Raw genomic sequence first — 23,080 nt, 5'->3', positions numbered from 1 at the left:
CATGCCGACCAGTCGGTATGGCGTCCAGGGGCTCACACAAACGTGATCGTTCTTACGGCGAGCCGCTCCGTCCGCATACGAAAGGGCCCGGCGGAATCCGCCGGACCCTGCCTCCTGCGGGACGGGATCAGTGGTCGTCCCAGTGCCCCGCGTGCTCGGCGTGCCGGTGGCCGTCGTGCAGGTAGTCGACATGGTCGCCGTGCGTGACCGCGTCGTGGCCGCAGTCCGCGCCGTGCCGGTGCTCGTGCCCGTCGTGCGCGACGTGCCCCGCCGGCTCGCACTCGTCCCAGTGCCCGCCGTGCTGGGCGTGCAGATGCCCGTCGTGCGCGTAGTCGACGTGGTCCCCGTGCGGCACCTCCTGGTGGCCGCAGGACGGGCCGTGCGTGTGCTCGTGGGCGGGGTGTTCCTGGTGGAGGGTGGTCATGGCGCTCACCTTCGGTGACGGACGGCCTGGGCTGACCCTCCCAGGCTAGTCCGAAATGCTCCCTATCTTTGCCTATGGGAGCCTCCGGCCATGAAAGCGATCACTTACCGCTCGTACGGCGGCCCTGAAGTCCTCGAGTACGGCGAGGTCCGCGACCCCAAGGTGGGACCCGACTCGGTCCTGGTGAAGGTGCGGGCCGCCGCCGTGAACCCGGTGGACCGGCACTGCCGCGCCGGGCACCTGGACGCGCTGCTCGACCCCGTCTTCCCGGTGATCCCCGGCTGGGACGTGTCCGGCGTGGTGGTCCAACCCGGCGTCGCCGTCACCGAGTTCGCGCCGGGCGACGAGGTCATCGGGTACGTACGCGAGGACTTCCTGTCCCGCGGCACCTTCGCCGAGTACGTGGCCGCGCCCGTGCGCACCCTCGCCCACAAGCCCCGCAACCTCACGTTCGAGGAGGCGGCCGGCCTGCCGCTCGCCGGGCTCACCGCGCTCCAGGTGCTGACCGGCGGCCTACAGGTGCAGGAGGGCGACGTGGTCCTGGTGCACGCGGCCGCCGGCGGCGTCGGCTCGTTCGCCGTGCAGCTCGCCCGGCACTTCGGCGCCCGCGTCATCGGCACCGCGAGCGAGCGCAACCACGCGTACGTACGGGAACTCGGCGGGGAACCGGTCACTTATGGGGACGGCCTCGCCGAACGGGTCCGGGCGCTGGCCCCGGAGGGCGTCGACGCGGCGTTCGACACGGTGGGCGGCGAGACGCTGCGGGTCTCCGCCGAACTGCTGGCCCCCGGCGGCCGGCTCGCCTCCATCGCCGACGGCGACGTGACCGGACTCGGCGGACGGTACTGCTGGGTGCGCCCCGACGCCGCCGACCTCGCCCGCCTCACGGCGCTCGCCGAGGCCGACGTGGTGACGGTGCACGTAGACGAGGCGCTCCCGCTCCACGAGGCGGCGCGCGCCCACGAGTTGATCGAGACGGGCCGCACACGCGGGAAAGTGGTGGTCACGGTCGACTGGGCCGAGTGACCGCGCCCCGCCCCCGCGCCCTCACGTGATGAGCACCGCCGCGCACAGGGTGATCGCCACCGTGCACAGCGCGGCGGCCGCCGCCTGCCGCCGGGTCAGCACGGGCGGCGCGACCTCGTGCCGGGCGAGCCCGGTGATCCGCTGGTGGGCGACCGCCACGAAGCCCAGCCACAGCAGCAGGCAAAGTGCCGCGGCCACGAACCGCACAGGACCCGCGTCGCTGCTCAGCGTCGCCTTCAACGCGAGCACCGCGGCGACCGTGCCCGACAGCGTCGTACGCCGCCACGCGAGCCGCGTCCGGGCGGGCTGGAGCCCGGGGTCGCGCACGGGCGCGCCCGCCTCGCTCACCCCTCCCACCCCACGAACACGATGACGACCATGGCCACCGAGACGAGCGCCACCACCACACCGAGTACCGCGGGGAACCTCGACACCGGCAGGTCCTCGCCGCGCCGCATCGCCAACTCGCTGCGCACCCAGTGCCCCACGGCCCGCAGCGAGCACAGCGCGCCCGCCGCGAGCAGCGCGAGCGCGAGCCCGACACGCCAGCCCCAGCGCAGGTCCGGCAGGAACTGGTCCACGGCGAAACCGCCACCGATCAGCGCGAGCGCGGTGCGCACCCACGCCAGGAAGGTGCGTTCGTTGGCGAGCGAGAAGCGGTAGTCGGGCGTGTCACCCTCGTCTCTGATCCGCTCCGGCGCGAACCAGAGACGGATACTGCGTACAAATTCGATCACCCGCGGCACATTACCCGCGGGGCTCCCGCGGCCCGCGGGTCACCTGCGCGTCTTCCACCGCTCGTAGGCGGCGAGCCCGTCCGGCGTCCAGTCCCACTCGCCGATCCGCCGCTCCAGCTCGTCGGGGCTCAGGAACGCGTGCCAGTCGATCTCCTCTGCCTGCGGGCGCACCGGCAGGTCGAAGGTGACCTCGTAGACGTAGCTCCACCAGGACTGTCCGGCATCACCCTCGTACAGGAACGTGAACAGCGGGGTGGGCCGCGGGAGTCCGCTCACCCCCAACTCCTCCTCCGCCTCGCGCAGCGCCGCCTCGTCGTACGTCTCGCCGGCGCCGACCACTCCGCCGACGAACATGTCGTAGTGGGAGGGGAAGACGAGCTTGGTGGGGGTGCGGCGGTGCACGAAGATGTCGCCTGCCGGGTTCCTGGCGAGGATGAACGCGCACCGGTGACGCAGGTGCTTCGCGTAGGCCTCGCCGCGCGGTGCCTGGCCGATCACCCGGTCCTGCTCGTCGACGATGTCGAGGATCTCCTCGGCGGGATTCACTTCAGCGGGGTTCATGAACGGCAGGCTAGACGGGCCGCCAGAGGGGCGCCCCCGCCCGCCCTTGACGCGGACACCTCCATACCGGTTTGCTGTGCTTGATCATCGACCTGTAGTCCATCTCACCCATATCCGACTCACCCATATCTGAACAGTCGTAAGGATCCCGCCGCGGTGCCCCCTCCCCCGCCTCCGCTCGGGCGCGCCCGCAAGAAGCCGGCGCACCTCCCTCCCTTCGGTGACCCCGCACTCGACGACGCCGAACTCGTCGCGGCCCGCTCGGCCCTCGCCCGTGGCCGCTGGACCGAGGTCAGATCCCTGCTCCGCGCCACCGGCTCCGACTGGGACCTGCGCGGCCACCGCGTCCTCGGCCTCGCGGGCGAACCCACGGCCCGGGTCTGGGCCCGTGACTGGCTGCTCGCCGAACCCGACTCCACGGACGCGGTCGTCCTGCTCGCCTGCGCGGGCGTGCTGCGCGCCGTCGAGGGCCACGACCGCCCCGAGAAGGCGCGCGCCGCCTGCGCACAGGCCGCGGAACTCGTACCCGACGATCCGACGCCACTGCTCGGGCTGATGCTCCTGGAACGGGAGTTGGGCAGCGAGGAGGACGTCGTGCGGCTCTTCGACGAGGTACGCCTGAGGCACCCCGGGCACCACCACGCGCACCACCTGATGGTCGCGCGGCTCGCCGAGCGGCGCGCCGACGTCGGGCAGGACCCGCTGCACGAGGTGTACGACTTCGCGTCCTGGGCCTCCGAACAGGTCGCGCCGGACTCGCCGTTGGCGCTGCTTCCGGTCGTCGCGCACGCCGAGCGCTACCGGGTGCTCGCGCGCGCGGGTTCGCTCTCCGACGACCCGAAGGCGTCCGGGCACTGGTCGGGGCGGCGCGCCCGGCTCGTCCTGAAGGCCGCGTTCGACTGGTGGCTGGAGTGGGGCGCCGCGCGTGAGCGAACCGGTGCCTCGCACCCGCGCGGCCGCATCGACCTCAACTACCTCGCGCACGCGAAGTACTGCGAGGGCCGCCCCGCCGAGGCCGCCGCCCTGTTCCACCGGATCGGCCGGTACAGCACACCGCACCCCTGGTCGTATCCGGACCGGGACCCGTACGAAGCGTTCCGGGTCGCGCGCAGCGCCGCGCTCGGCTCGGTGTAGACCACCACTTCACCGCACGAAGGAAGGGACGTCCCCCCATGAGCGCGAGCGAGCGACCGCCCGAGGTCGCGCAGGATCCGGCCATTCACACGTATCTGGGCGAGACGAGCGCGCTGCGCGCCGGGCGGCTCGGTACGGCGGGGCTGCTGCTCTCCGTGCTCGCCGCGACCGGGCCGCTGATGGTCGTCGCGGGCGTCATGCCGACGACGTTCGCGGTGATGGGAGTGGTCGGCATGCCGCTGCTCTTCCTTCTCCTCGGCGTCGTGCTCGCCCTCTTCAGCGTCGGCTACGCGGAGTTGAGCCGGCACGTGCACAACGCCGGAGCGTTCTACGCGTACATCGCCCGCGGTCTCGGTCCGACCGCCGGCGCCGCGGCGGCCCTCGTCGCGCTCGTCGCCTACAGCTCGCTGCAGGTCGGCATCTTCGGACTGTTCGGCTACGAGGTCGCGGGCATCGCCGAGCAGTATCTGAACCTCGAACTCGCCTGGTGGATACCGGCGTTGGTGGCCGTCCTCGCCGTCGGCGCGCTCGGCCTGCTGAAGATCGACGTGAACGCGAAGGTCCTCGGTGTGCTGCTGCTCATCGAGGTCGCCGTCGTGGTCGTCTTCGACATCGCGGCCATCGGCGACCCCGGCCCCCAGGGCCTGTCCCTGCACGCCTTCAACCCGGAGACCCTCTCGGGCGTCGGGCTCGGCACGGCGCTGTGCTTCTGCATCGCCGCGTTCACCGGCTTCGAGCAGGCCCCGGTGTACGCGGAGGAGACCAGCAGGCCGCACGTCCTGGTGCCGCGCGTGATGTTCCTCGCGGTCGGCGGCGTCGCGCTCTTCTTCGCGTTCAGCTCGTGGGCGATGACGGTGGCGACGGGGCCCTCGGGCATCGTGGGCGCGGCCCGCGAGCAGTCGGCGGGTCTGCTGTTCGGGCTGACGGAGGACCGGCTCGGCGGCGCGTTCACCGACGTCGTCCATGTCCTGTTCGTGACGGGCATGTTCGCGGCGCTGCTCAGCTTCCACAACGTGGTGGCGCGGTACGCGTTCGCGATGGGGCGCGAGGGGCTGCTGCCCGCCGCGTTCGGGCGGACGAACACGGCGACCGGCGCGCCCGGCAAGGCCTCGGTGCTGCAGTCGGTGATCGCGCTGATCGCGGTCGTCGGCTTCGCGGTCGCCGACGACGGACCGTTCGGTGACCCGACGGCGCCGGTCCTGCACCTGTTCACGTGGGGCGGCAACGTGGGCGCGCTCGGCGTCATCGTCCTCATGGCCACGGCGTCCCTCGCCGTCATCGTGTTCTTCGCGCGGCGCGGGGCCGCGGCGGCGCAGGCCTGGCGGCTCGTGGCGTCGGGCGTGGCGGGCCTCGCCCTGCTCGTGATCGCCGGCTACACGGTCAAGGACTTCGACGTCCTGGTCGGCTCGGGCCCGAACTCCGCGCTCAACTGGATCCTCCCGGGCATCATCGTCCTGGCCGCATTGGCGGGCGCGGCGTACGGCCTGCTCCTCCGCCGCAAGAACCCCCAGGCCCACGCCCGCATCGGCCTCGGCAACGAGGCCTTCCAACTGGACCAGAAGTCCAGTCAGGGGAGCCCCGCCGGCGATTGAGGCGCGGGGTCCGGGGCAGAGCCCCGAGTCCGTCACACCGCCGCAGCCCACACACAACAAGGGCGCCCCACCACTCGGTGGGGCGCCCTTGTGCGTTGCGGCCAGGCCAACCGCTAGATCACCAAGGACAGCAACAGCACCAGCGCCCCCGCGACCACGGAGATGATCGTCTCCATGAGCGACCAGGTCTTCACGGTCTGGCCGACGGTGAGCCCGAAGTACTCCTTGACCAGCCAGAAACCGGCGTCGTTGACGTGGCTGAAGAACAGCGAACCCGCGCCGATCACCAGGACGAGCAGCGCCGTGTGCGTGTCGGTCATGTCGGCCGCGAGGGGCGCGACCAGACCGGCGGCGGAGACCGTGGCGACCGTCGCCGAACCCGTGGCGACGCGGATGACGACCGCGATGAGCCAGGCGAGCAGCAGCGTCGGGAGCCCCCAGTCCTTGGAGATCTCCATGATCATCTCGCCGACTCCGGAGTCGACCAGGGTGCCCTTGAAGCCACCGCCCGCGCCCACGATGAGCAGCACGCCCGCGATCGGGCCGAGCGACTTCTCGGTGGTGGACAGCACCTTGCCCTTGGTGAAGCCCGCCGGGCGGCCCAGGGTGAACATGGCGACGACGACGGCGGCGAGCAGCGCGATCATCGGGTTGCCGACCACGTCGAACACGCGCTGGACGGTGGCGTCCGGGTTGTCCACGATGACGTCGACCAGGGCCTTGGACAGCATCATCACGACCGGCAGCAGGATCGTCGCGACGGCGGCGCCGAAGCTCGGACGCTTCTCCAGGTCGTCGGAGGCGCGCGCCGGGATCATCTTCTCGGGCGCCGGGACGTCGACCCACTTGGCCGCGTACTTCGAGAAGACCGGGCCGGCGATGATCACCGTCGGGATGGCGACGAGGATGCCGAGCGCGAGCGTGAGGCCGAGGTTGGCGTCGACCGCCTGGATCGCGACGAGCGGGCCGGGGTGCGGCGGGATCAGACCGTGCATGACGGACAGACCCGCGAGGGCCGGGATGCCGATCCGCATCAGCGAGTAGTTGCCGCGCTTGGCGACCATCAGGACGACGGGGATCAGCAGGACGATGCCGACCTCGAAGAAGAGCGGCAGACCGATCACGGCCGCGATGAGCACCATGGCCCACGGCATGGCCTTGCCGCCGGACTTGCCGGCCTTGGCGAGGATCGTGTCGACGATCTGGTCGGCGCCGCCCGAGTCGGCGAGCAGCTTGCCGAGGATCGCGCCGAGCGCGATCAGCACGCCGACGCCGGCGACGGTGTCACCGAGTCCGGCGCTGAAGCTCTCGATCACCTTGTCCAGCGGCGCACCGGCGGACGCGCCGAGCGCGAGCGAGCCGATGGTCAGCGCCAGGAAGGCGTGCATCTTGAACTTGGTGATGAGCAGGACGATGACGGCGATTCCCGCGAGCACGGCGATCCCGAGCTGGGCATGGCCCGCGGACGTGATCGGCTCGACGGTGTCCGCTGCCAGCATCTCGACGCTGAGTCTGGTCACGGTTGTATCCCTTGAACGAGTGGGGGGACGGGGAGAGCTTGCCGGTGTGAGGGGTGGTTACGCGGTCGCGGCGGGGGAGTCGAGCTCGGCCAGGGCCGCGGTGGCCCGGTCCGCGATCTCCTCGGGTGATCCCGCGACATCGACGGCCACGCCCGCCTCGTCCGCCGCGAGCGGCTGGAGCGTGGCGAACTGCGAGTCGAGCAGCGAGGTGGGCATGAAGTGCCCCTCGCGATGCCCCATCCGGTCCTCGATCAGCTCGCGCGAGCCGGTGAGGTGGACGAAGACGGCGCCGGGGGCCTCGGCCCGCAGCCGGTCGCGGTAGCTGCGCTTGAGGGCGGAGCTGGAGACCACTCCGCCGAGCCCCGCACGGCTGTGCGCCCAGCGGCCGATGGCGTCGAGCCAGGGCCAGCGGTCCTCGTCCGTCAGGGGAGTGCCGGCCGACATCTTCTCGATGTTGGCCTCAGGGTGGAAGTCGTCGCCCTCGGCGTACGGAACGCCGAGCCGTTCGGCGAGCAGGGGACCGATCGTTGTCTTACCGGTTCCTGCGACGCCCATGACCACGACGACGTGGGGGGTGCTCATCGGGTACTGCCTCGCTTCGCTGTCTTCGTCGACATCGCTGTGACACCACACTGAAACCCAATAGGTCTGATTAATTCAAGGGGGTGTGACATATAAGTCAGACCATTGAGCTCCGGGCTAGGGTTCTCCCATGACCACAATGGGCCGCGGCCTGCATGCCCGCGTACTGGAAAGCCTCGGCCCCGCGATCACGGCGGGCGAGTACCCCGCCGGCAGTGTGCTGCGCACGGATGAACTCGCCAAGCGCTTCGAGGTGTCCCGCTCGGTCATGCGGGAGGCGGTGCGCGTCCTGGAGTCGATGCATCTCGTGGCCTCGCGGCGCCGCGTCGGCGTGACGGTGCGGCCCGCCGAGGAGTGGAACGTCTACGACCCGCAGGTCATCCGCTGGCGCCTCGCGGGCGCCGACCGCCCGCGCCAGCTGCGCTCGCTGACGGTGCTCCGCTCGGCGGTCGAGCCGGTCGCCGCGGGCCTGGCCGCGCGGAGCGCGAGCGCGGAGCAGTGCGCGGCGCTGACCGAGTGCGCGCTCGGCATGGTGGCGACGTCACGGGGCCAGCAGCTGGAGGCGTACCTCCGCCACGACGTCGAGTTCCACCGGATCGTCCTGAACGCGTCGGGCAACGAGATGTTCGCCCACCTGGGTGACCTGGTGGCCGAGGTCCTCGCGGGCCGCACCCACCACCAGGTCATGTTCGAGGACCCGGACCCGGCGGCGGTCAGCCTCCACGTCAAGGTCGCGGAGGCGGTACGCGAGCGGAACGCGGAGCGCGCGGAGGGGCTCACGCGCGAGATCGCGGTGGGCGCGCTGCACGAGCTGGACATCCTGGCGCCCTGAACTCCCTTGCCGTGCCCCGGAGTTACTCGATGAAGTCCCCGTCGACGTACACCCACGCCCCGTCCACCCGGGAGAACCGGCTGCGCTCGTGCAGCTCGCCGCCCTGGTAGCGGGCGCGGAAGGTGACGGTGCCGCGCTGGTGGAACGCGGACCCGTCGACCGCCTCCACGATCTCAAGCCCGGTCCACCGTGGAGCATCGTCGAAGTCGATCCCGGGCGGCCGGGTGTCCGGATGCCAGGTCCGCAGCAGGTACGGACCGTCCTGCCGAACGAACGCGGCGTACCGGGACCGCATCAGCGCTTCGGCGGAGGGAGCGGCCGAGGCGCCGGAGTGATAGCGCCCGCAGCAGTCTTCGTAGGCGGAGGGGAGCCCGCAGGGGCAGGTGGGGGAGGTGTGCGACATGGGCTCATTGTGCCAACAGGGTGGATCACACTTGTTCGGCCCGGAACCCGGCTGGTGACACCCCGACATGTTGCTGGAAGTACTTCGAGAAATTGGCCGAGTCCGCGAACCCGACCGCCACCCCGATCCGCCCCACCGGCAACTCCGTGTGCGCCAGCATCCGTTTGGCCTCCAGGATCACCCGCCGGTCGATGAACGCCTTCGGAGTGAGGCCCGTCGCAGCGCGCACCGCCCGGACCAGCGTGCGCCGCGAGTAGCCCAGTTCATCCGCGTACGCACTCACGCTGTGGTTGGACGTGAAGCCCTGCTCGACCGCCGTACGGAACCGGGTGAAGGTCGTGTCCTGTTGCGGCGTCCCGTCGTCCTCCGTCGCGGCCTGCGCCGACACATGTGCCACGCGCAGCATCAGGGCCGTCAGGGTGTGCCGCAGGACCGCGGTGTGCAGGCTCAGCGGAAGCGTGACCGTGTCCAGGTACTCGCGCCGCAACTGCTCCAACGAGGCGTCCAGCGCCGCGAGTTGATCCGGAGCGGGGCGCAGCAGCGGTGACCGGTCGTAGCGGTAGAGGCCGGTCGCCTCCACGATGGCCCGCGGCAGGAACCCCGGCTGCATGGTGAGGGCCGTGCCGACGTAGGTGTCCTCGGTCGAGAAGCCGTGCACCTGGCCCGGCCGGATCCACAGGATGTCCCCGGCCCCCGCCTCGTACTCGGTGAAGTCGATCATGTGGCGGACCGGGCCCTCGCGGAAGAACAGCAGCACGTGGAAGTCGATGCGGTGCACGCGCCGCGACAGGCCGACGCCGCCCGCCCACGGGCCCTCGGAACCCATCGGCCCGACCTGGATCCCGACGCCGGACACGCTGGCGCCCGGGTCGAACGGATAGGTGCGGATGTGCGCTCGATTTTCAGTGGGCGCCCGCAGATGTGCGCTCGTCTGTGAGGGGTCCTGCTCCGTCATCCACTTTCCTTGACTTCGACCGATGTGCGTGTCCCATTTTCACCGAACGCTGGCACGGGGGCACCTGTCGATCGAAAAGTATGACCTTTACATTCGTAGGTGGTTCGACCTGGGACTTTGGTCCCGGTCGGGCGGTGCCTTTCGGCACCTCGGCAGGACAACGGATGCGAAGGAAGCTGTACAGATGAGCACGCAGACACCGAACGGACTCGACCCCTTCGAGAAGCCCTTCGAGTGGACCGAGCGCGACCAGCGTGCCGTCGACACCGCGCGCCTCCTGGCCGCGGACGCGGTGCAGAAGGTCGGCAACGGTCACCCCGGCACCGCCATGAGCCTGGCCCCGGCCGCGTACACCATCTTCCAGAAGGCCATGCGGCACGACCCCGCCGACCCGGAGTGGACCGGCCGCGACCGCTTCGTCCTGTCGCCCGGACACACCAGCCTCACCCTCTACACCCAGCTCTTCCTGGCCGGCTACGAGCTGGAGCTCGACGACCTGAAGGCGTTCCGCACGCAGGGTTCGAAGACGCCGGGTCACCCCGAGTACGGCCACACCGCCGGTGTCGAGACCACGACGGGTCCGCTCGGCCAAGGTGTCGCCAACGCCGTGGGCATGGCGATGGCCGCCCGCTACGAGCGCGGCCTGTTCGACCCGGAGGCCCCCGAGGGCGCCTCCCCCTTCGACCACACCATCTGGGCGATCGTCTCCGACGGTGACCTGGAGGAGGGCGTCTCCGCCGAGGCCTCGTCCCTCGCGGGCCACCAGAAGCTCGGCAACCTCGTCTTCGTCTACGACGACAACCACATCTCCATCGAGGGCGACACCGCGACCGCCTTCTCCGAGGACGTCCTGAAGCGCTACGAGGCGTACGGCTGGCACGTCCAGCGCATCGCCCCGACGGCCGAGGGCGACGTCGACCCGAAGGCCCTGTACGAGGCGCTCGCCGCCGCCAAGGCCGTCACCGACAAGCCCTCGATCATCGCGATGCGCACGATCATCGCCTGGCCGGCCCCGACCGCGAAGAACACCGAGGCCTCCCACGGCTCCGCGCTCGGCGCCGAGGAGATCGCCGCCACCAAGCGCGTCCTCGGCTTCGACCCCGAGCAGTCCTTCATCGTCGAGGACGAGGTCATCGCCCACACCCGTGGCGCCCTCGACCGCGGCGCCGAGGCGCACGCCGCCTGGGACAAGCAGCTCGCCGAGTGGCGGAACGCCAACCCCGAGCGCTCCGCGACCCTCGACCGCGTGCTCGCCGGCCGTCTCCCCGAGGGCTGGGAGGACGCCCTGCCGTCCTTCGAGACCGGCACCAAGGTCGCCACGCGCGCCGCGTCCGGCAAGGTCCTCCAGGCGCTCGGCCCGGTCGTCCCCGAGCTGTGGGGCGGCTCCGCCGACCTCGCCGGTTCGAACAACACCACCATCGACAAGACGTCGTCCTTCCTCCCGAAGGGCAACCCGCTGGCCGAGGCCGACCCGTACGGCCGCACCGTGCACTTCGGCATCCGCGAGTTCTCGATGGCCGCCGAGATGAACGGCATCGCGCTGCACGGCAACACCCGCATCTACGGCGGCACCTTCCTCGTGTTCTCCGACTACATGCGCAACGCGGTGCGTATGTCGGCCCTCATGCAGCTCCCCGTCACCTACGTCTGGACCCACGACTCCGTCGGCCTCGGTGAGGACGGCCCGACCCACCAGCCCGTCGAGCACCTCGCCTCGCTGCGCGCCATCCCGGGCCTGAACATCGTCCGCCCGGCCGACGCCAACGAGACCGCCACCGCCTGGCGCGAGATCCTCAAGCGCGGCACCGACAAGCCGGCCCCGCACGGCCTGGCGCTCTCCCGTCAGGGCCTGCCGACGTACGAGGCCAACGCCGACGCCGCCAAGGGCGGTTACGTCCTCGCCGAGGCGTCGACCGGCACCCCGGACGTCGTCCTCATCGCCACCGGCTCCGAGGTCCAGCTCGCCGTCGCCGCCCGCGAGCAGCTGGAGGCCGAGGGCGTCGCCACCCGCGTCGTGTCGATGCCGTCCGTCGAGTGGTTCGAGGAGCAGGACGCCGACTACCGGGCGTCCGTCCTCCCGCCGTCGGTGAAGGCCCGCGTGGCGGTCGAGGCCGGCATCGGTCTGACCTGGTACCGCTACGTCGGTGACGCCGGACGCATCGTCTCCCTGGAGCACTTCGGCGCCTCCGCCGACGCGGGCACGCTCTTCGCCGAGTTCGGCTTCACCGCCGAGGACGTCGCCGCGAAGGCCCGCGAGTCTCTTGCCGCCGCCCGCGCCTGAACCTTCCCTTACGCACGTACGAAAGAAGATGAAGCAGAACATGAGCAACGCCGTCGCACCCCTCAAGTCGCTCTCCGACGAAGGCGTTTCCATCTGGCTGGACGACCTGTCCCGCACCCGCATCGAGTCCGGCAACCTCGCCGAGCTCATCGCGGACCAGCACGTCGTGGGAGTCACCACGAACCCCTCGATCTTCCAGGCCGCCATCGGCAAGGGCGAGGGCTACGAGGAGCAGCTCGCCGACCTGGCCGTCCGCAAGGTCACCGTCGACGAGGCCGTCCGCATGATGACGACGCAGGACGTCCGCGCCGCCGCCGACATCCTGCGCCCGGTGTACGACGCCACGCAGGGCCGTGACGGCCGCGTCTCCATCGAGGTCGACCCGCGCCTGGCCCACAACACCGAGGCCACCATCGCCGAGGCCAAGCAGCTCGCCTGGCTCGTCGACCGCCCCAACGTGATGATCAAGATCCCGGCCACCCTCGCGGGCCTCCCGGCGATCACCGAGGTCATCGGCCTCGGCATCTCGGTCAACGTCACGCTGATCTTCTCCCTCGACCGCTACAAGGCCGTCATGGACGCCTACCTGGCCGGTCTGGAGAAGGCCCACGAGCGCGGCATCGACCTCTCCACCATCCACTCGGTCGCCTCCTTCTTCGTCTCCCGCGTCGACGCCGAGATCGACAAGCGCCTCGACAAGATCGGCACGGACGAGGCCGCCTCGGCCAAGGGCAAGGCCGCCCTCGCCAACGCCCGTCTCGCCTACGAGGCGTTCGAGACGGCGTTCGCCGCCGAGCGCGCCACCAAGCTGGCGGCCGCCGGCGCCAACAAGCAGCGCCCGCTGTGGGCCTCCACCGGCGTCAAGGACCCCGCGTACAAGGACACCCTGTACGTCGACGAGCTGGTCGCACCCGGCACCGTCAACACGATGCCCGAGGGCACCCTGAAGGCGACCGCCGACCACGGCGAGATCACCGGCGACACCATCACCGGCCGCTACGAGCAGGCCCGCGCCGAGCTGGGCGCCGTCGACGCGCTCGGCATCTCCCTCGACGAGGTCACCCAGCAGCTCGAGGACGAGGCCGTCGCCAAGTTCGAGATCGCCTGGAACGACCTGCTCTCCACCGTCTCCTCCCGCCTGACGGAGGCTGAGTCCAAGTGAGCTCCACCGCTTGGCAGAACCCGCTGAGGGACCCGCGCGACCGGCGTCTGCCGCGCGTCGCGGGCCCCTCCGGGCTCGTCATCTTCGGCGTCACGGGCGACCTGTCCCGCAAGAAGCTGATGCCGGCCGTCTACGACCTCGCCAACCGCGGCCTGCTCCCGCCCGGCTTCTCGCTCCTCGGGTTCGCACGCCGCGAGTGGGAGGACCAGGACTTCGCCCAGGTCGTCCACGACTCGGTCAAGGAGCACGCCCGCACCCCCTTCCGCGAGGAGGTCTGGCAGCAGCTCGCCGACGGCATGCGCTTCATCCCCGGCGACTTCGACGACGACACGGCGTTCAAGCAGCTGCGCGAGTCCGTCGACGAGCTCGACGAGAAGCGCGGCACCAGCGGCAACTACGCGTTCTACCTCTCCGTACCGCCGAAGTTCTTCCCCAAGGTCGTGCAGCAGCTCAAGAAGCACGGCCTCGCGGACGCCCCCGAGGGGTCGTGGCGGCGCGCCGTCATCGAGAAGCCGTTCGGCCACGACAGCGAGTCGGCGCGCGACCTCAACGCGATCGTGCACGACGTGTTCTCGCCCGAGCAGGTCTTCCGCATCGACCACTACCTCGGCAAGGAGACCGTCCAGAACATCCTGGCGCTCCGCTTCGCCAACCAGATGTACGAGCCCATCTGGAACCGGTCCTACGTCGACCACGTGCAGATCACGATGGCCGAGGACATCGGCATCGGCGGCCGCGCCGGCTACTACGACGGCATCGGCGCCGCCCGCGACGTCATCCAGAACCACCTGCTCCAGCTCCTCGCCCTCACCGCGATGGAGGAGCCGGCCGCGTTCGACGCCGAGTCGCTGGTCAACGAGAAGCTCAAGGTCCTCAAGTCCGTACGGCTCCCCGCCGACCTGGAGAAGTCCACGGTCCGCGCGCAGTACGCACCGGGCTGGCAGGGCGGCGAGAAGGTCCGCGGCTACCTCCAGGAAGACGGCATCGACGCCAAGTCGAAGACCGACACCTACGCGGCCGTGAAGCTGGGCATCGACAACCGCCGCTGGGCGGGCGTCCCGTTCTACCTGCGCACCGGCAAGCGCCTCGGCCGCCGCGTCACCGAGATCGCCGTCGTCTTCCAGCGCGCCCCGCACTCCCCGTTCGACCACACCGCCACCGAGGAACTCGGCCAGAACGCGATCGTCGTCCGCGTTCAGCCGGACGAGGGCATGACGGTGCGCTTCGGATCCAAGGTGCCGGGTACGTCGATGGAGATCCGCGACGTGTCCATGGACTTCGCTTACGGCGAGTCGTTCACCGAGTCCAGCCCGGAAGCGTACGAGCGGCTGATCCTGGACGTGTTGCTGGGCGACGCCAACCTCTTCCCGCGCACGGAAGAGGTCGAGGAGTCCTGGCGCATCCTCGACCCCATCGAGGAGCACTGGGACAAGACGGGCAGGCCCGCCCAGTACCCCTCGGGCAGCTGGGGCCCGAAGGAAGCGGACGAGATGCTCGCACGAGACGGACGGAGCTGGCGCAGGCCATGAAGATCGACCTGACCGACACCACGGCAAGCAAGGTCAACAAGGCGCTCGTCGAAGGGCGCCGCGCCATCGGGACCCCTGCGGTGGGCATGGTCCTGACGATGGTCATCGTCACGGACGAGGAGAACGCGTACGACGCGACGAAGGCCGCCCAGGAGGCGTCCCGCGAGCACCCCTCGCGCACCCTCGTCGTCATCCGGCGCACCAAGCGCCTGCCCCGCGACCGCCACGGCAACCGGCTCGACGCCGAGGTCCGCCTCGGCTCCGAGGCCGGCACCGGCGAGACCGTGTTCCTGCGCCTGTACGGCGAGACCGGCAAGCACGCCGACTCCGTCGTCCTGCCGCTGCTGCTGCCCGACGCCCCCGTCGTCGTGTGGTGGCCGGTGGACGCGCCGGAAAACCCCGCCAAGGACCCGCTGGGCGCCCTCGCGCAGCGCCGCATCACCGACGCGTACGCCGTCGAGGACCCGGTCGCCGCGCTCGCCCAGCGCTCCGCGTCCTACGCCCCCGGCGACACCGACCTGGCCTGGACCCGGCTCACCCCGTGGCGCTCCATGCTGGCCGCCGCGCTCGACCAGGCCCGCACCGACGTCGTCTCCGCGGCCGTCGAGTCCGAGGCCGACAACCCCAGCGCCGAACTGCTCGCGCGCTGGCTCGGCGCCCGGCTCGGCGTCCAGGTCGAGCGGGTCACGACGGAGGGCCCGGTCGTCACCGCGGTCCGCCTCGGCACCCCGGCCGGCGAGATCCGTATCGACCGCCCCGAAGGGCCGCTCGCCAAGCTGACCCTCCCCGGCCAGCCCGAGCGCACCCTCGCCCTCAAGGTCCGCTCCACCGCCGAGCTGATCGCGGAGGAACTCCGCCGCCTCGACGCCGACGAGATGTACGCCGTGGCCCTGCAGGCAGCCGCCCACGGCAAAGTCACCAAGGAGTCCGTTCAACATGCCTGACACCGCCCCCTTCCTCACCCGCCGCCCGCAGTGGACGGCCCTTGAGGACCACCGCGCGAAGTTCAACGGCACGCACCTGCGCGCCCTGTTCGCGAAGGACGCGGACCGTGCCGAGCGCTACACGCTCGACGTCGGTGACCTGCACATCGACTACTCCAAGCACCTGATCACGGACGAGACCCTCGCCCTGCTCCAGGAACTGGCCACCGCCACCGACGTGTTCGGGCAGCGCGACGCCATGTTCCGCGGCGAGAAGATCAACACGACCGAGGACCGCGCCGTCCTCCACACGGCCCTGCGCGCCCCGGCCGACACCGTGATCGAGGTCGACGGCGAGAACATCGTGCCGAAGGTGCACGAGGTCCTCGACCAGATGGCCGTCTTCGCCGACAAGATCCGTACGGGCGAGTGGACGGGCCACACCGGCAAGCGGATCAAGAACATCGTCAACGTCGGCATCGGCGGCTCGGACCTCGGCCCGGCGATGGCGTACGAGGCGCTGCGCCCCTTCACCGCCCGCGACCTGACGCTCCGCTTCGTGTCGAACGTCGACGGCGCCGACCTGCACGAGGCCGTCCGCGACCTCGACCCGGCCGAGACCCTGTTCATCATCGCGTCCAAGACCTTCACCACGATCGAGACGATCACCAACGCGAAGGCGGCGCGCTCCTGGCTGCTCGCGGAACTGGGAGACGACGCGGCGGTCGCGAAGCACTTCGTCGCCCTGTCGACAAATGCCGAGAAGGTCTCCGAGTTCGGCATCGACACGGCCAACATGTTCGCGTTCTGGGACTGGGTCGGCGGCCGCTACTCCTTCGACTCGGCCATCGGCCTCTCGCTGATGATCGCGATCGGCCCGGACGCCTTCCGCGAGCTGCTCGACGGCTTCCGCCTGGTCGACGACCACTTCCGCACGGCCCCGGCAGAGGCCAACGCACCGCTGCTGCTCGGCCTGTTGGGCGTCTGGTACGGCAACTTCCACGGCGCGCAGTCGCACGCGGTGCTCCCGTACAGCCACTATCTGTCCAAGTTCACGGCGTACCTCCAGCAGCTCGACATGGAGTCCAACGGCAAGTCCGTGGACCGCCAGGGCCGCGGCGTCGAGTGGCAGACGGGACCGGTCGTCTGGGGCACCCCCGGCACCAACGGGCAGCACGCCTACTACCAGCTCATCCACCAGGGCACGAAGCTGATCCCGGCGGACCTCATCGGCTTCGCGAAGCCGGTCGGCGAGCTGTCCGACACCCTCGCGGGCCAGCACGACCTGCTGATGGCCAACCTGTTCGCGCAGGGCCAGGCCCTCGCCTTCGGCAAGACGCCGGACGAGGTGCGCGCCGAAGGCGTCGCCGAGGACCTGGTCCCGCACAAGACCTTCAAGGGCAACCACCCGACGACGACGATCCTCGCGCGCGAGCTGACCCCGTCGGTCCTCGGCCAGCTCATCGCCCTCTACGAGCAGAAGGTGTTCGTCCAGGGCGCCATCTGGAACATCGACTCCTTCGACCAGTGGGGCGTCGAGCTCGGCAAGGTCCTCGCCAAGCGCGTGGAGCCCGCCCTCACCGAAGGTGCCGAGGTCCCCGGCCTCGACGCCTCGACGCAGTCCCTGGTCGGCACGTACCGCGCACTGCGCGGCCGCATCTAACACACGGAAAGTAGTGAACGACATGCAGCTCGGTCTCATCGGTCTCGGCAAGATGGGCGGCAACATGCGCGAGCGCATCCGCCGCGCCGGCCACGAGGTCATCGGATACGACCGCAACCCCGAGGTCTCGGACGTCGCCTCCCTCGCCGAACTCGTCGAGAAGCTCAAGGGTCCGCGTGTGGTGTGGGTGATGGTCCCGGCGGGCGCCGCGACCCAGTCGACCGTCGACGAGCTCGGCGGCCTGCTCTCCGAGGGTGACATCGTCGTGGACGGTGGCAACTCGCGCTGGACGGACGACGAGAAGCACGCGCAGGAGCTGGCGGCCAAGGGCATCGGCTTCGTCGACGCCGGTGTCTCCGGTGGCGTGTGGGGCCTGGAGAACGGCTACGCGCTGATGGTCGGCGGCTCCGAGGAGAACGTCGCGAAGGTCAAGCCGGTCTTCGACGCGCTCAAGCCCGAGGGCGACTTCGGCTACGTGCACGCGGGCAAGGTCGGTGCGGGCCACTTCTCCAAGATGGTCCACAACGGCATCGAGTACGCCATGATGCAGGCCTACGCCGAGGGCTGGGAGCTCCTGGAGAAGGTCGACTCCGTGGACAACGTCCGTGAGGTGTTCCGTTCCTGGCAGGAGGGCACGGTCATCCGTTCCTGGCTGCTCGACCTCGCCGTCAACGCCCTCGACGAGGACACGCACCTCGACAAGCTGCGCGGCTTCGCCGCCGACTCCGGTGAGGGCCGCTGGACCGTCGAGGCCGCGATCGACAACTCGGTGCCGCTGCCGGCGATCACCGCGTCGCTCTTCGCGCGCTTCTCCTCCCGCCAGGAGGACTCGCCGCAGATGAAGATGATCGCGGCGCTGCGCAACCAGTTCGGCGGCCACGCCGTCGAGTCCAAGTAAGCGCTACACACGAAGCCCGCCGGACCTCACGGTCCGGCGGGCTTTTCGCTGCGTCTACTGGTCGGCCGTCCGCCAGACCTTCGCGTCCAGCGTCACGTTCTTGCCCTCCGTCTTGCCCCGGAGCGTCAGAAGCCCGACGTCCCCCGAGCCTCCGACCAGGCACAGCCGCTGGCCCACCGGCAGGTCGTAGACCCAGTAGGAATCCTTGGCCGCGTGCGCGTCGCGGCACGCGTCGAGGGTCGCGGGCCGCCCGGCGGGGAGCAGCGCGAGCGAACTCCCCGACGTGTTGCCGGGAGCCAGCACCGCGCCGTTGCTGTACACGGCGTAGGTCAGATCCTCGTTCGCCTGCCCGTCGTCCGGCTTGGCCCGCACCGGATCGTCCGCGAGATACAGATCCTGGCTGTCCGTCATCACGATGCCGGCGTACGTCGAAGGCAGCGGCGGCGCCGAGGTCGCCGGCCCGCTCGTGGTGGGCGTCGGGGGAGCGGACGTGGGATCCGCGGCCGAGCCCGAAGGGGCGGGCGCCGCACCCGACTTGGACGGCTTCGGCGACTTCGAGGCGCTCGGGGAGGCGGACTTCGACGCGGGCGCCGACTTCGAAGCGGAGCGCGTCGCCTCGGGGTGGCCCGAGGCCGCGGGCCCCGCCGCCGCGTCGCCGCCCGGGCCGCCGGGCACGAAGTACAGCGCGGCCGCCGCACCGCACGCGACCAGCACGACCCCGGCGGCCGCCAACAGCCAGGCACGGGAGCGCCCCCGCCGGGGCTCCGTGCCCACGGCGGCGGTCTCCGGACCGCCCGGCGGATCCTGGGCGAACACGGCGGGCGGCCCGAACACACCCGCGGGGGCGGGGCTACCGGGAGTCGCGGGCGCGCTCGTGGCACCGCGCGGCGGCGTCGCGAGCCCCGTCGGCTCCGCCCCGGTCACCCGGGCCCCCTCGGCGCGCGCCGCGATCCCCTCGGCGAGCTCACCGGGCAGCCAGGCGTCCGTCGCGGGACCGGGACCGCCGGGCTGCGCCTCACGGATCGCCTGGACCGTCTCGATGACCTCCCGCACCGTCGGCCGGTCGTCGGCGGGCTTGCTGAGGCAGCGGGATATCAACTCCCGCAGGGCGTCCGGAACCTTGGACAGATCCGGCTCCTCGTGCACGACCCGGTACAGCACCGCGTGCGGCTCGCCCTCCCCGTACGCCGTGCTCCCGGTCGCGGCGAACACCGCGGTCTGGCCGAGCGCGAACACATCCGCCGACCCACTCGCGGAGCCACCGAGCACCTGCTCCGGAGCCATGTACGCGACCGTGCCCACGGCCGCCCCGCTGCGTGTCACGGACGTCGCGTCCGCCGCCCGCGCCACACCGAAGTCGATGACGCGGGGCCCGTCGGAGGCCAGCAGCACGTTCGACGGCTTCAGGTCGCGGTGCACGATCCCCGCGTCGTGCACCGCCTGGAGCGCCTCCGCGATCCCGGCCGTCATCCGCAGCACCGTGTCCACCGGAAGCGGCCCGTGCTCGCGCACCGCCTCCGCGAGCGAGGGCCCGGGCACGTACGCGGTCGCGCACCACGGCACCGGACTCTCGGTGTCGCTGTCGACGACCGGCGCCGTGTAGAGCCCGTGCACCTTGCCCGCCGCGGCGACCTCGGTACGGAATCTGCGGCGGAACTCGGGGTCCTCGGCCAGCTCGGGTCTGATCACCTTGACCGCGACGGCCCGGCCGCCCGGCGTGTGCGACAGATAGACGCGCCCCATGCCACCGGAGCCGAGCCCCGCGACCAGGCGGTACCCGCCCACCGTCCGCGGATCCTTGTCGTCCAGCGGACGGAAACCGCCATTGCCGGGCTCCCTGTTCGCCCACACGTCGCGCTGCACCCCCAGGTTGCGTCGAGGCTCCATTGCATCACGTGACGTACCGCACCCCACCGTCGGTGCCGGGGCAACGCAAAAGACCCCAGAAGGATCTGGGGTCTTTCTCTGTGTCCGAGGGGGGACTTGAACCCCCACGCCCGATAAAGGGCACTAGCACCTCAAGCTAGCGCGTCTGCCATTCCGCCACCCGGACAAGGTGTCTGCCGCCTCTGTGCGGGGCGTTCCCCGCGGCGACAGAGAGAACATTACCAGGGTTTCGGAGTGCCTCGATCAGCCCCCCGGCCCGGTCGCCCCGCCTGTGAACGGCACGTGTCGAGAGGCGCCCGGCCTTGGGTCCTGGAGGTCGGGGGAGAGAGGATGAGAGGCATCCACGGCAAGAGAGGAAGCAGCGTGAGCGAGCCGAGCACGGGCAGGGCGGTCTCCGGGCAGGACGAGGTCGTCGACCTCTGCCGCGAACTGATCCAGATCGACACCAGCAACTACGGCGACCACTCAGGACCCGGCGAGCGCAAGGCCGCCGAGTGGACGGCGGAGAAGCTCGCCGAGGTCGGCCTCGAGCCGAAGATCTTCGAGTCCCACCCCGGCCGTGCCTCCACGGTCGCCCGCATCGAGGGCGAGGACCCCTCGCGGCCCGCCCTCCTCATCCACGGCCACACCGACGTCGTCCCGGCGAACGCGGCGGACTGGACCCACCACCCGTTCTCCGGCGAGATCGCCGACGGCTGTGTCTGGGGCCGCGGCGCCGTCGACATGAAGGACATGGACGCGATGACCCTCGCGGTCGTCCGCGACCGGCTGCGCAGCGGGCGCAAGCCCCCGCGCGACATCGTCCTCGCCTTCCTCGCCGACGAGGAGGCCGGCGGCGTCTTCGGCGCCCGCCACCTGGTGCGCAACCACCCGGACCTCTTCGAGGGCGTCACCGAGGCGATCAGCGAGGTCGGCGGCTTCTCCTTCACGGTGAACGAGCAGCGCCGGCTCTACCTCGTCCAGACCGCCGAGAAGGGCATGCACTGGATGAAGCTGTCCGTGGCCGGCACCGCCGGGCACGGCTCCATGATCCACCGGGACAACGCGATCACCGAGCTGTCCGAGGCCGTCGCGCGCCTGGGCCGCCACAAGTTCCCGGTCCGCGTCACCAAGACGCTGCGCGCCTTCCTCGACGAGCTCGGTGACGCCCTCGGCACCGAGCTCGACCCGGAGGACATGGAGGAGACCATCGCCAAGCTCGGCGGCATCGCCAAGCTGATCGGCGCCACGCTCTCCAACACCGCGAACCCCACGCAGCTCAACGCGGGTTACAAGGTCAACGTGATCCCCGGCGAGGCCACCGCCAATGTCGACGGCCGCTTCCTGCCGGGACACGAGGACGAGTTCCTCGCCGACCTCGACCGGATCCTCGGCCCGAAGGTCAAGCGCTCGGACGTGCACGCGGACAAGGCCGTCGAGACCACCTTCGACGGGGCGCTCGTCGAGGCCATGAAGACCTCGATCGAGGCCGAGGACCCGATCGGCAAGGCCATCCCGTACATGCTCTCCGGTGGCACCGACGCCAAGTCCTTCGTGGAGCTCGGCATCCGCAACTTCGGCTTCGCGCCGCTGCAGTTGCCGCCCGAGCTGGACTTCGCCGGCATGTTCCACGGCGTCGACGAGCGGGTGCCGGTGGACGGCCTCAAGTTCGGCGTGCGGGTCCTGGACCGCTTCATCGACGCCTCCTGACGTCAACCCGGCACAGGGGCGGAAATCGTTCGCACGTGCGTCATGGACCGGAAAGAGTGAATGGCGTCGTGTGCTCGTAGCCCCATCGGTTCTTCCTCGTTACAGGGAGTGCAGTCCGCGGCTGGGACTGCATTGCCAACTAGGAGGAATAATGCTCAAGAAGGTCGTCGCCGCTGCGGCAGCCACTGGTGGTCTGGTTCTCGCGGGTGCGGGCATGGCCGTCGCCGACTCCGGCGCTCAGGGTGCGGCCACGCACTCCCCGGGCGTCATTTCGGGCAACGTCATCCAGGTCCCCGTTCACGTGCCGGTGAACGTGTGCGGCAACACGGTCTCTGTGATCGGGCTGCTGAACCCTGCCTTCGGTAACACCTGCGCCAACGACTGACGTCGTTGTGCCTCACCCCTTGAGGGTTTGAGCCCACGGCCCCGGAGTGCGAGCCATGCACTCCGGGGCCGACGGGTTGAACAAGGTTTCAGGGCAAGACTTCTAAGGCAAGGCAGGGAAACCTATGCGACAGGTCATGCGCAAGGGCCTGATCACCGTGGCGGCCGCGTCCGGCGTACTCGCCGTCACCGGTGGCTACGCACACGCGGACTCAAGTGCGAACGGAAGCTCGTCGGACTCACCGGGCGTCCTGTCCGGCAACTCCATCGAGGCGCCCGTGGACGTTCCGGTGAACGCCTGCGGCAACACGATCAACGTCGTCGGACTGCTCAACCCGGCGTCGGGCAACGACTGCGGCGGCTCGGGCGGCGACGACAAGGCCGGCGACCAGTCCTCGGACAGCGGCGCGCAGGCCGGAGGGAACTCCAGCGACTCGCCCGGTGTCGGCTCGGGCAACCACGTGTCGCTCCCGGTGAACGTGCCGGTGAACGCGTGCGGCAACTCCGTCGGCGCCGTCTCGGTCGGCAACGGGACGACCGGGAACGGCTGCTCCGACGACGGCGGGGGCGGCGGCACCACCACGCCCCCGGCGGACTCGAACACCCCGCCCTCGCGCGGCGGCGACCCGGGCGGGGGCGCTCCCAACGACCCGGGGACGCAGACCGTCGACATGCCCGAGGGCGAGTCCCAGCTCGGGCAGACCGGCAGCCCGCGAGCGGCGGCCGGCAGCCCGGAGGCGACCGGCAGGCTGGCGGAGACCGGCAGCTCCCTGCCGATCGGCGCGGCCATTCCGATCGCCGGGGGTGCGCTGCTCGCGGGCGCGCTGCTCTACCGGCGGGCGAACGCGGCGGCGTGACATCAGGCGGTACGAAACGGAGCGGGCCCCGCCCAAACGGG

Annotated in this window: 22 protein-coding genes and 1 tRNA gene; 13 read left to right on the top strand and 10 right to left on the bottom strand. The window is 70.8% G+C overall.

Annotated features, from left to right (window positions below):
• Nucleotides 1-127 precede the first annotated feature (127 nt).
• On the bottom strand, nucleotides 128-424 hold the full coding sequence (locus ACFYWS_RS23080) for a hypothetical protein (protein ID WP_389279552.1): 297 nt from the start codon (nucleotides 422-424) through the stop codon (nucleotides 128-130).
• 90 nt (nucleotides 425-514) lie between these two features.
• On the opposite strand from ACFYWS_RS23080, the gene ACFYWS_RS23075 reads away from it, so the two are divergent.
• On the top strand, nucleotides 515-1,450 hold the full coding sequence (locus ACFYWS_RS23075; protein ID WP_389279550.1) for an NADP-dependent oxidoreductase: 936 nt from the start codon (nucleotides 515-517) through the stop codon (nucleotides 1,448-1,450).
• Between the two features lie 21 nt (nucleotides 1,451-1,471).
• Here the strand turns inward: ACFYWS_RS23075 and ACFYWS_RS23070 are convergent, their stop codons facing one another.
• The 3 genes from ACFYWS_RS23070 to ACFYWS_RS23060 are packed head-to-tail and all read right to left on the bottom strand — an operon-like array spanning nucleotide 1,472 to nucleotide 2,748.
• The gene (locus tag ACFYWS_RS23070) at nucleotides 1,472-1,798 is read right to left on the bottom strand and encodes a DUF202 domain-containing protein (protein ID WP_389279548.1); all 327 of its coding nucleotides are present in this window, start codon (nucleotides 1,796-1,798) and stop codon (nucleotides 1,472-1,474) included.
• A complete protein-coding gene (locus ACFYWS_RS23065) occupies nucleotides 1,795-2,187 on the bottom strand; it encodes a YidH family protein (protein ID WP_389279546.1) in 393 nt (130 codons plus the stop codon). The genes ACFYWS_RS23070 and ACFYWS_RS23065 overlap by 4 nt, the downstream gene beginning before the upstream one ends.
• Nucleotides 2,188-2,226: 39 nt before the next feature.
• On the bottom strand, nucleotides 2,227-2,748 hold the full coding sequence (locus ACFYWS_RS23060) for an NUDIX hydrolase (protein WP_389279544.1): 522 nt from the start codon (nucleotides 2,746-2,748) through the stop codon (nucleotides 2,227-2,229).
• A gap of 156 nt (nucleotides 2,749-2,904) precedes the next feature.
• On the opposite strand from ACFYWS_RS23060, the gene ACFYWS_RS23055 reads away from it, so the two are divergent.
• Together ACFYWS_RS23055 and ACFYWS_RS23050 are read left to right on the top strand one after the other, a co-directional pair.
• Nucleotides 2,905-3,882, top strand: a complete 978-nt coding sequence (locus tag ACFYWS_RS23055) for a hypothetical protein (protein WP_389279542.1) — start codon at nucleotides 2,905-2,907, stop codon at nucleotides 3,880-3,882.
• 38 nt (nucleotides 3,883-3,920) lie between these two features.
• A complete protein-coding gene (locus tag ACFYWS_RS23050; RefSeq protein WP_389279540.1) occupies nucleotides 3,921-5,474 on the top strand; it encodes an APC family permease in 1,554 nt (517 codons plus the stop codon).
• 113 nt (nucleotides 5,475-5,587) lie between these two features.
• Here the strand turns inward: ACFYWS_RS23050 and ACFYWS_RS23045 are convergent, their stop codons facing one another.
• Both ACFYWS_RS23045 and ACFYWS_RS23040 read right to left on the bottom strand, forming a co-directional pair.
• A complete protein-coding gene (locus tag ACFYWS_RS23045; RefSeq protein ID WP_389279538.1) occupies nucleotides 5,588-6,994 on the bottom strand; it encodes a gluconate:H+ symporter in 1,407 nt (468 codons plus the stop codon).
• Between the two features lie 57 nt (nucleotides 6,995-7,051).
• The gene (locus ACFYWS_RS23040) at nucleotides 7,052-7,576 is read right to left on the bottom strand and encodes a gluconokinase (RefSeq protein WP_389279536.1); all 525 of its coding nucleotides are present in this window, start codon (nucleotides 7,574-7,576) and stop codon (nucleotides 7,052-7,054) included.
• Between the two features lie 130 nt (nucleotides 7,577-7,706).
• Here ACFYWS_RS23040 and ACFYWS_RS23035 point away from each other — a divergent pair, with 130 nt between their 5' ends.
• Nucleotides 7,707-8,408, top strand: a complete 702-nt coding sequence (locus ACFYWS_RS23035; RefSeq protein ID WP_389279534.1) for a FadR/GntR family transcriptional regulator — start codon at nucleotides 7,707-7,709, stop codon at nucleotides 8,406-8,408.
• Nucleotides 8,409-8,430: 22 nt separating this feature from the next.
• Here the strand turns inward: ACFYWS_RS23035 and ACFYWS_RS23030 are convergent, their stop codons facing one another.
• The gene (locus tag ACFYWS_RS23030; protein ID WP_389279532.1) at nucleotides 8,431-8,811 is read right to left on the bottom strand and encodes a YchJ family protein; all 381 of its coding nucleotides are present in this window, start codon (nucleotides 8,809-8,811) and stop codon (nucleotides 8,431-8,433) included.
• 25 nt (nucleotides 8,812-8,836) lie between these two features.
• On the bottom strand, nucleotides 8,837-9,766 hold the full coding sequence (locus tag ACFYWS_RS23025) for a helix-turn-helix domain-containing protein (RefSeq protein ID WP_389279530.1): 930 nt from the start codon (nucleotides 9,764-9,766) through the stop codon (nucleotides 8,837-8,839).
• Nucleotides 9,767-9,950: 184 nt separating this feature from the next.
• Between ACFYWS_RS23025 and tkt the strand changes: the two genes are divergently transcribed.
• The 6 genes from tkt to gnd are packed head-to-tail and all read left to right on the top strand — an operon-like array spanning nucleotide 9,951 to nucleotide 18,222.
• Complete coding sequence (gene tkt / locus ACFYWS_RS23020; protein WP_389279528.1) at nucleotides 9,951-12,047, top strand: transketolase; 2,097 nt, start codon at nucleotides 9,951-9,953, stop codon at nucleotides 12,045-12,047.
• A gap of 40 nt (nucleotides 12,048-12,087) precedes the next feature.
• The gene (gene tal, locus ACFYWS_RS23015; protein WP_389279526.1) at nucleotides 12,088-13,209 is read left to right on the top strand and encodes a transaldolase; all 1,122 of its coding nucleotides are present in this window, start codon (nucleotides 12,088-12,090) and stop codon (nucleotides 13,207-13,209) included.
• Nucleotides 13,206-14,738, top strand: coding sequence for a glucose-6-phosphate dehydrogenase (gene zwf, locus ACFYWS_RS23010; protein WP_389279524.1), 1,533 nt, complete (start codon nucleotides 13,206-13,208; stop codon nucleotides 14,736-14,738). The genes tal and zwf overlap by 4 nt, the downstream gene beginning before the upstream one ends.
• The gene (gene opcA / locus ACFYWS_RS23005) at nucleotides 14,735-15,682 is read left to right on the top strand and encodes a glucose-6-phosphate dehydrogenase assembly protein OpcA (protein ID WP_389279522.1); all 948 of its coding nucleotides are present in this window, start codon (nucleotides 14,735-14,737) and stop codon (nucleotides 15,680-15,682) included. Before zwf ends, opcA begins: the two co-directional genes overlap by 4 nt.
• The gene (gene pgi, locus ACFYWS_RS23000; RefSeq protein WP_389279520.1) at nucleotides 15,675-17,324 is read left to right on the top strand and encodes a glucose-6-phosphate isomerase; all 1,650 of its coding nucleotides are present in this window, start codon (nucleotides 15,675-15,677) and stop codon (nucleotides 17,322-17,324) included. Before opcA ends, pgi begins: the two co-directional genes overlap by 8 nt.
• Before the next feature lie 13 nt (nucleotides 17,325-17,337).
• The gene (gene gnd / locus ACFYWS_RS22995; protein WP_389279518.1) at nucleotides 17,338-18,222 is read left to right on the top strand and encodes a phosphogluconate dehydrogenase (NAD(+)-dependent, decarboxylating); all 885 of its coding nucleotides are present in this window, start codon (nucleotides 17,338-17,340) and stop codon (nucleotides 18,220-18,222) included.
• A gap of 54 nt (nucleotides 18,223-18,276) precedes the next feature.
• Here gnd and ACFYWS_RS22990 read toward each other — a convergent pair whose 3' ends face one another.
• Complete coding sequence (locus ACFYWS_RS22990; RefSeq protein WP_389279517.1) at nucleotides 18,277-20,109, bottom strand: serine/threonine protein kinase; 1,833 nt, start codon at nucleotides 20,107-20,109, stop codon at nucleotides 18,277-18,279.
• Between the two features lie 81 nt (nucleotides 20,110-20,190).
• Nucleotides 20,191-20,275 (bottom strand) — tRNA-Leu (locus tag ACFYWS_RS22985).
• A 197-nt stretch (nucleotides 20,276-20,472) separates the two neighbouring features.
• Here ACFYWS_RS22985 and ACFYWS_RS22980 point away from each other — a divergent pair.
• The 3 genes from ACFYWS_RS22980 to ACFYWS_RS22970 all read left to right on the top strand — a co-directional run bounded on the left by ACFYWS_RS22980 (nucleotide 20,473) and on the right by ACFYWS_RS22970 (nucleotide 23,039).
• Entirely contained in the window at nucleotides 20,473-21,798 is a 1,326-nt protein-coding gene (locus ACFYWS_RS22980) for a M20/M25/M40 family metallo-hydrolase (protein ID WP_389279515.1), read from the top strand.
• A gap of 151 nt (nucleotides 21,799-21,949) precedes the next feature.
• The gene (chpH, locus tag ACFYWS_RS22975; RefSeq protein ID WP_389279513.1) at nucleotides 21,950-22,183 is read left to right on the top strand and encodes a chaplin ChpH; all 234 of its coding nucleotides are present in this window, start codon (nucleotides 21,950-21,952) and stop codon (nucleotides 22,181-22,183) included.
• Nucleotides 22,184-22,307: 124 nt separating this feature from the next.
• Nucleotides 22,308-23,039, top strand: coding sequence for a chaplin (locus tag ACFYWS_RS22970; RefSeq protein WP_389279511.1), 732 nt, complete (start codon nucleotides 22,308-22,310; stop codon nucleotides 23,037-23,039).
• Nucleotides 23,040-23,080: the final 41 nt, after the last annotated feature.

It is taken from the genome of Streptomyces sp. NPDC002795 (assembly GCF_042888725.1).
Taxonomy (GTDB): Bacteria; Actinomycetota; Actinomycetes; order Streptomycetales; family Streptomycetaceae; genus Streptomyces.
Note: the sequence above shows the minus strand (reverse complement) of the source record. Positions and strands in the feature narration are given on the sequence as shown.

Bases quoted from the DNA above. Each gene is read 5' to 3' on its own strand.
- opcA (WP_389279522.1), top strand. From the start codon at position 14,735: ATGAAGATCGACCTGACCGACACCACGGCAAGCAAGGTCAACAAGGCG.
- ACFYWS_RS23040 (WP_389279536.1), bottom strand. From the start codon at position 7,576: ATGAGCACCCCCCACGTCGTCGTGGTCATGGGCGTCGCAGGAACCGGT.
- ACFYWS_RS23050 (WP_389279540.1), top strand. From the start codon at position 3,921: ATGAGCGCGAGCGAGCGACCGCCCGAGGTCGCGCAGGATCCGGCCATT.
- ACFYWS_RS23080 (WP_389279552.1), bottom strand. From the start codon at position 424: ATGACCACCCTCCACCAGGAACACCCCGCCCACGAGCACACGCACGGC.
- ACFYWS_RS22990 (WP_389279517.1), bottom strand. From the start codon at position 20,109: ATGGAGCCTCGACGCAACCTGGGGGTGCAGCGCGACGTGTGGGCGAAC.
- ACFYWS_RS22970 (WP_389279511.1), top strand. From the start codon at position 22,308: ATGCGACAGGTCATGCGCAAGGGCCTGATCACCGTGGCGGCCGCGTCC.
- chpH (WP_389279513.1), top strand. From the start codon at position 21,950: ATGCTCAAGAAGGTCGTCGCCGCTGCGGCAGCCACTGGTGGTCTGGTT.
- tkt (WP_389279528.1), top strand. From the start codon at position 9,951: ATGAGCACGCAGACACCGAACGGACTCGACCCCTTCGAGAAGCCCTTC.
- ACFYWS_RS23075 (WP_389279550.1), top strand. From the start codon at position 515: ATGAAAGCGATCACTTACCGCTCGTACGGCGGCCCTGAAGTCCTCGAG.
- tal (WP_389279526.1), top strand. From the start codon at position 12,088: ATGAGCAACGCCGTCGCACCCCTCAAGTCGCTCTCCGACGAAGGCGTT.
- ACFYWS_RS23025 (WP_389279530.1), bottom strand. From the start codon at position 9,766: ATGACGGAGCAGGACCCCTCACAGACGAGCGCACATCTGCGGGCGCCC.
- ACFYWS_RS23035 (WP_389279534.1), top strand. From the start codon at position 7,707: ATGACCACAATGGGCCGCGGCCTGCATGCCCGCGTACTGGAAAGCCTC.
- pgi (WP_389279520.1), top strand. From the start codon at position 15,675: ATGCCTGACACCGCCCCCTTCCTCACCCGCCGCCCGCAGTGGACGGCC.
- ACFYWS_RS23030 (WP_389279532.1), bottom strand. From the start codon at position 8,811: ATGTCGCACACCTCCCCCACCTGCCCCTGCGGGCTCCCCTCCGCCTAC.
- ACFYWS_RS23060 (WP_389279544.1), bottom strand. From the start codon at position 2,748: ATGAACCCCGCTGAAGTGAATCCCGCCGAGGAGATCCTCGACATCGTC.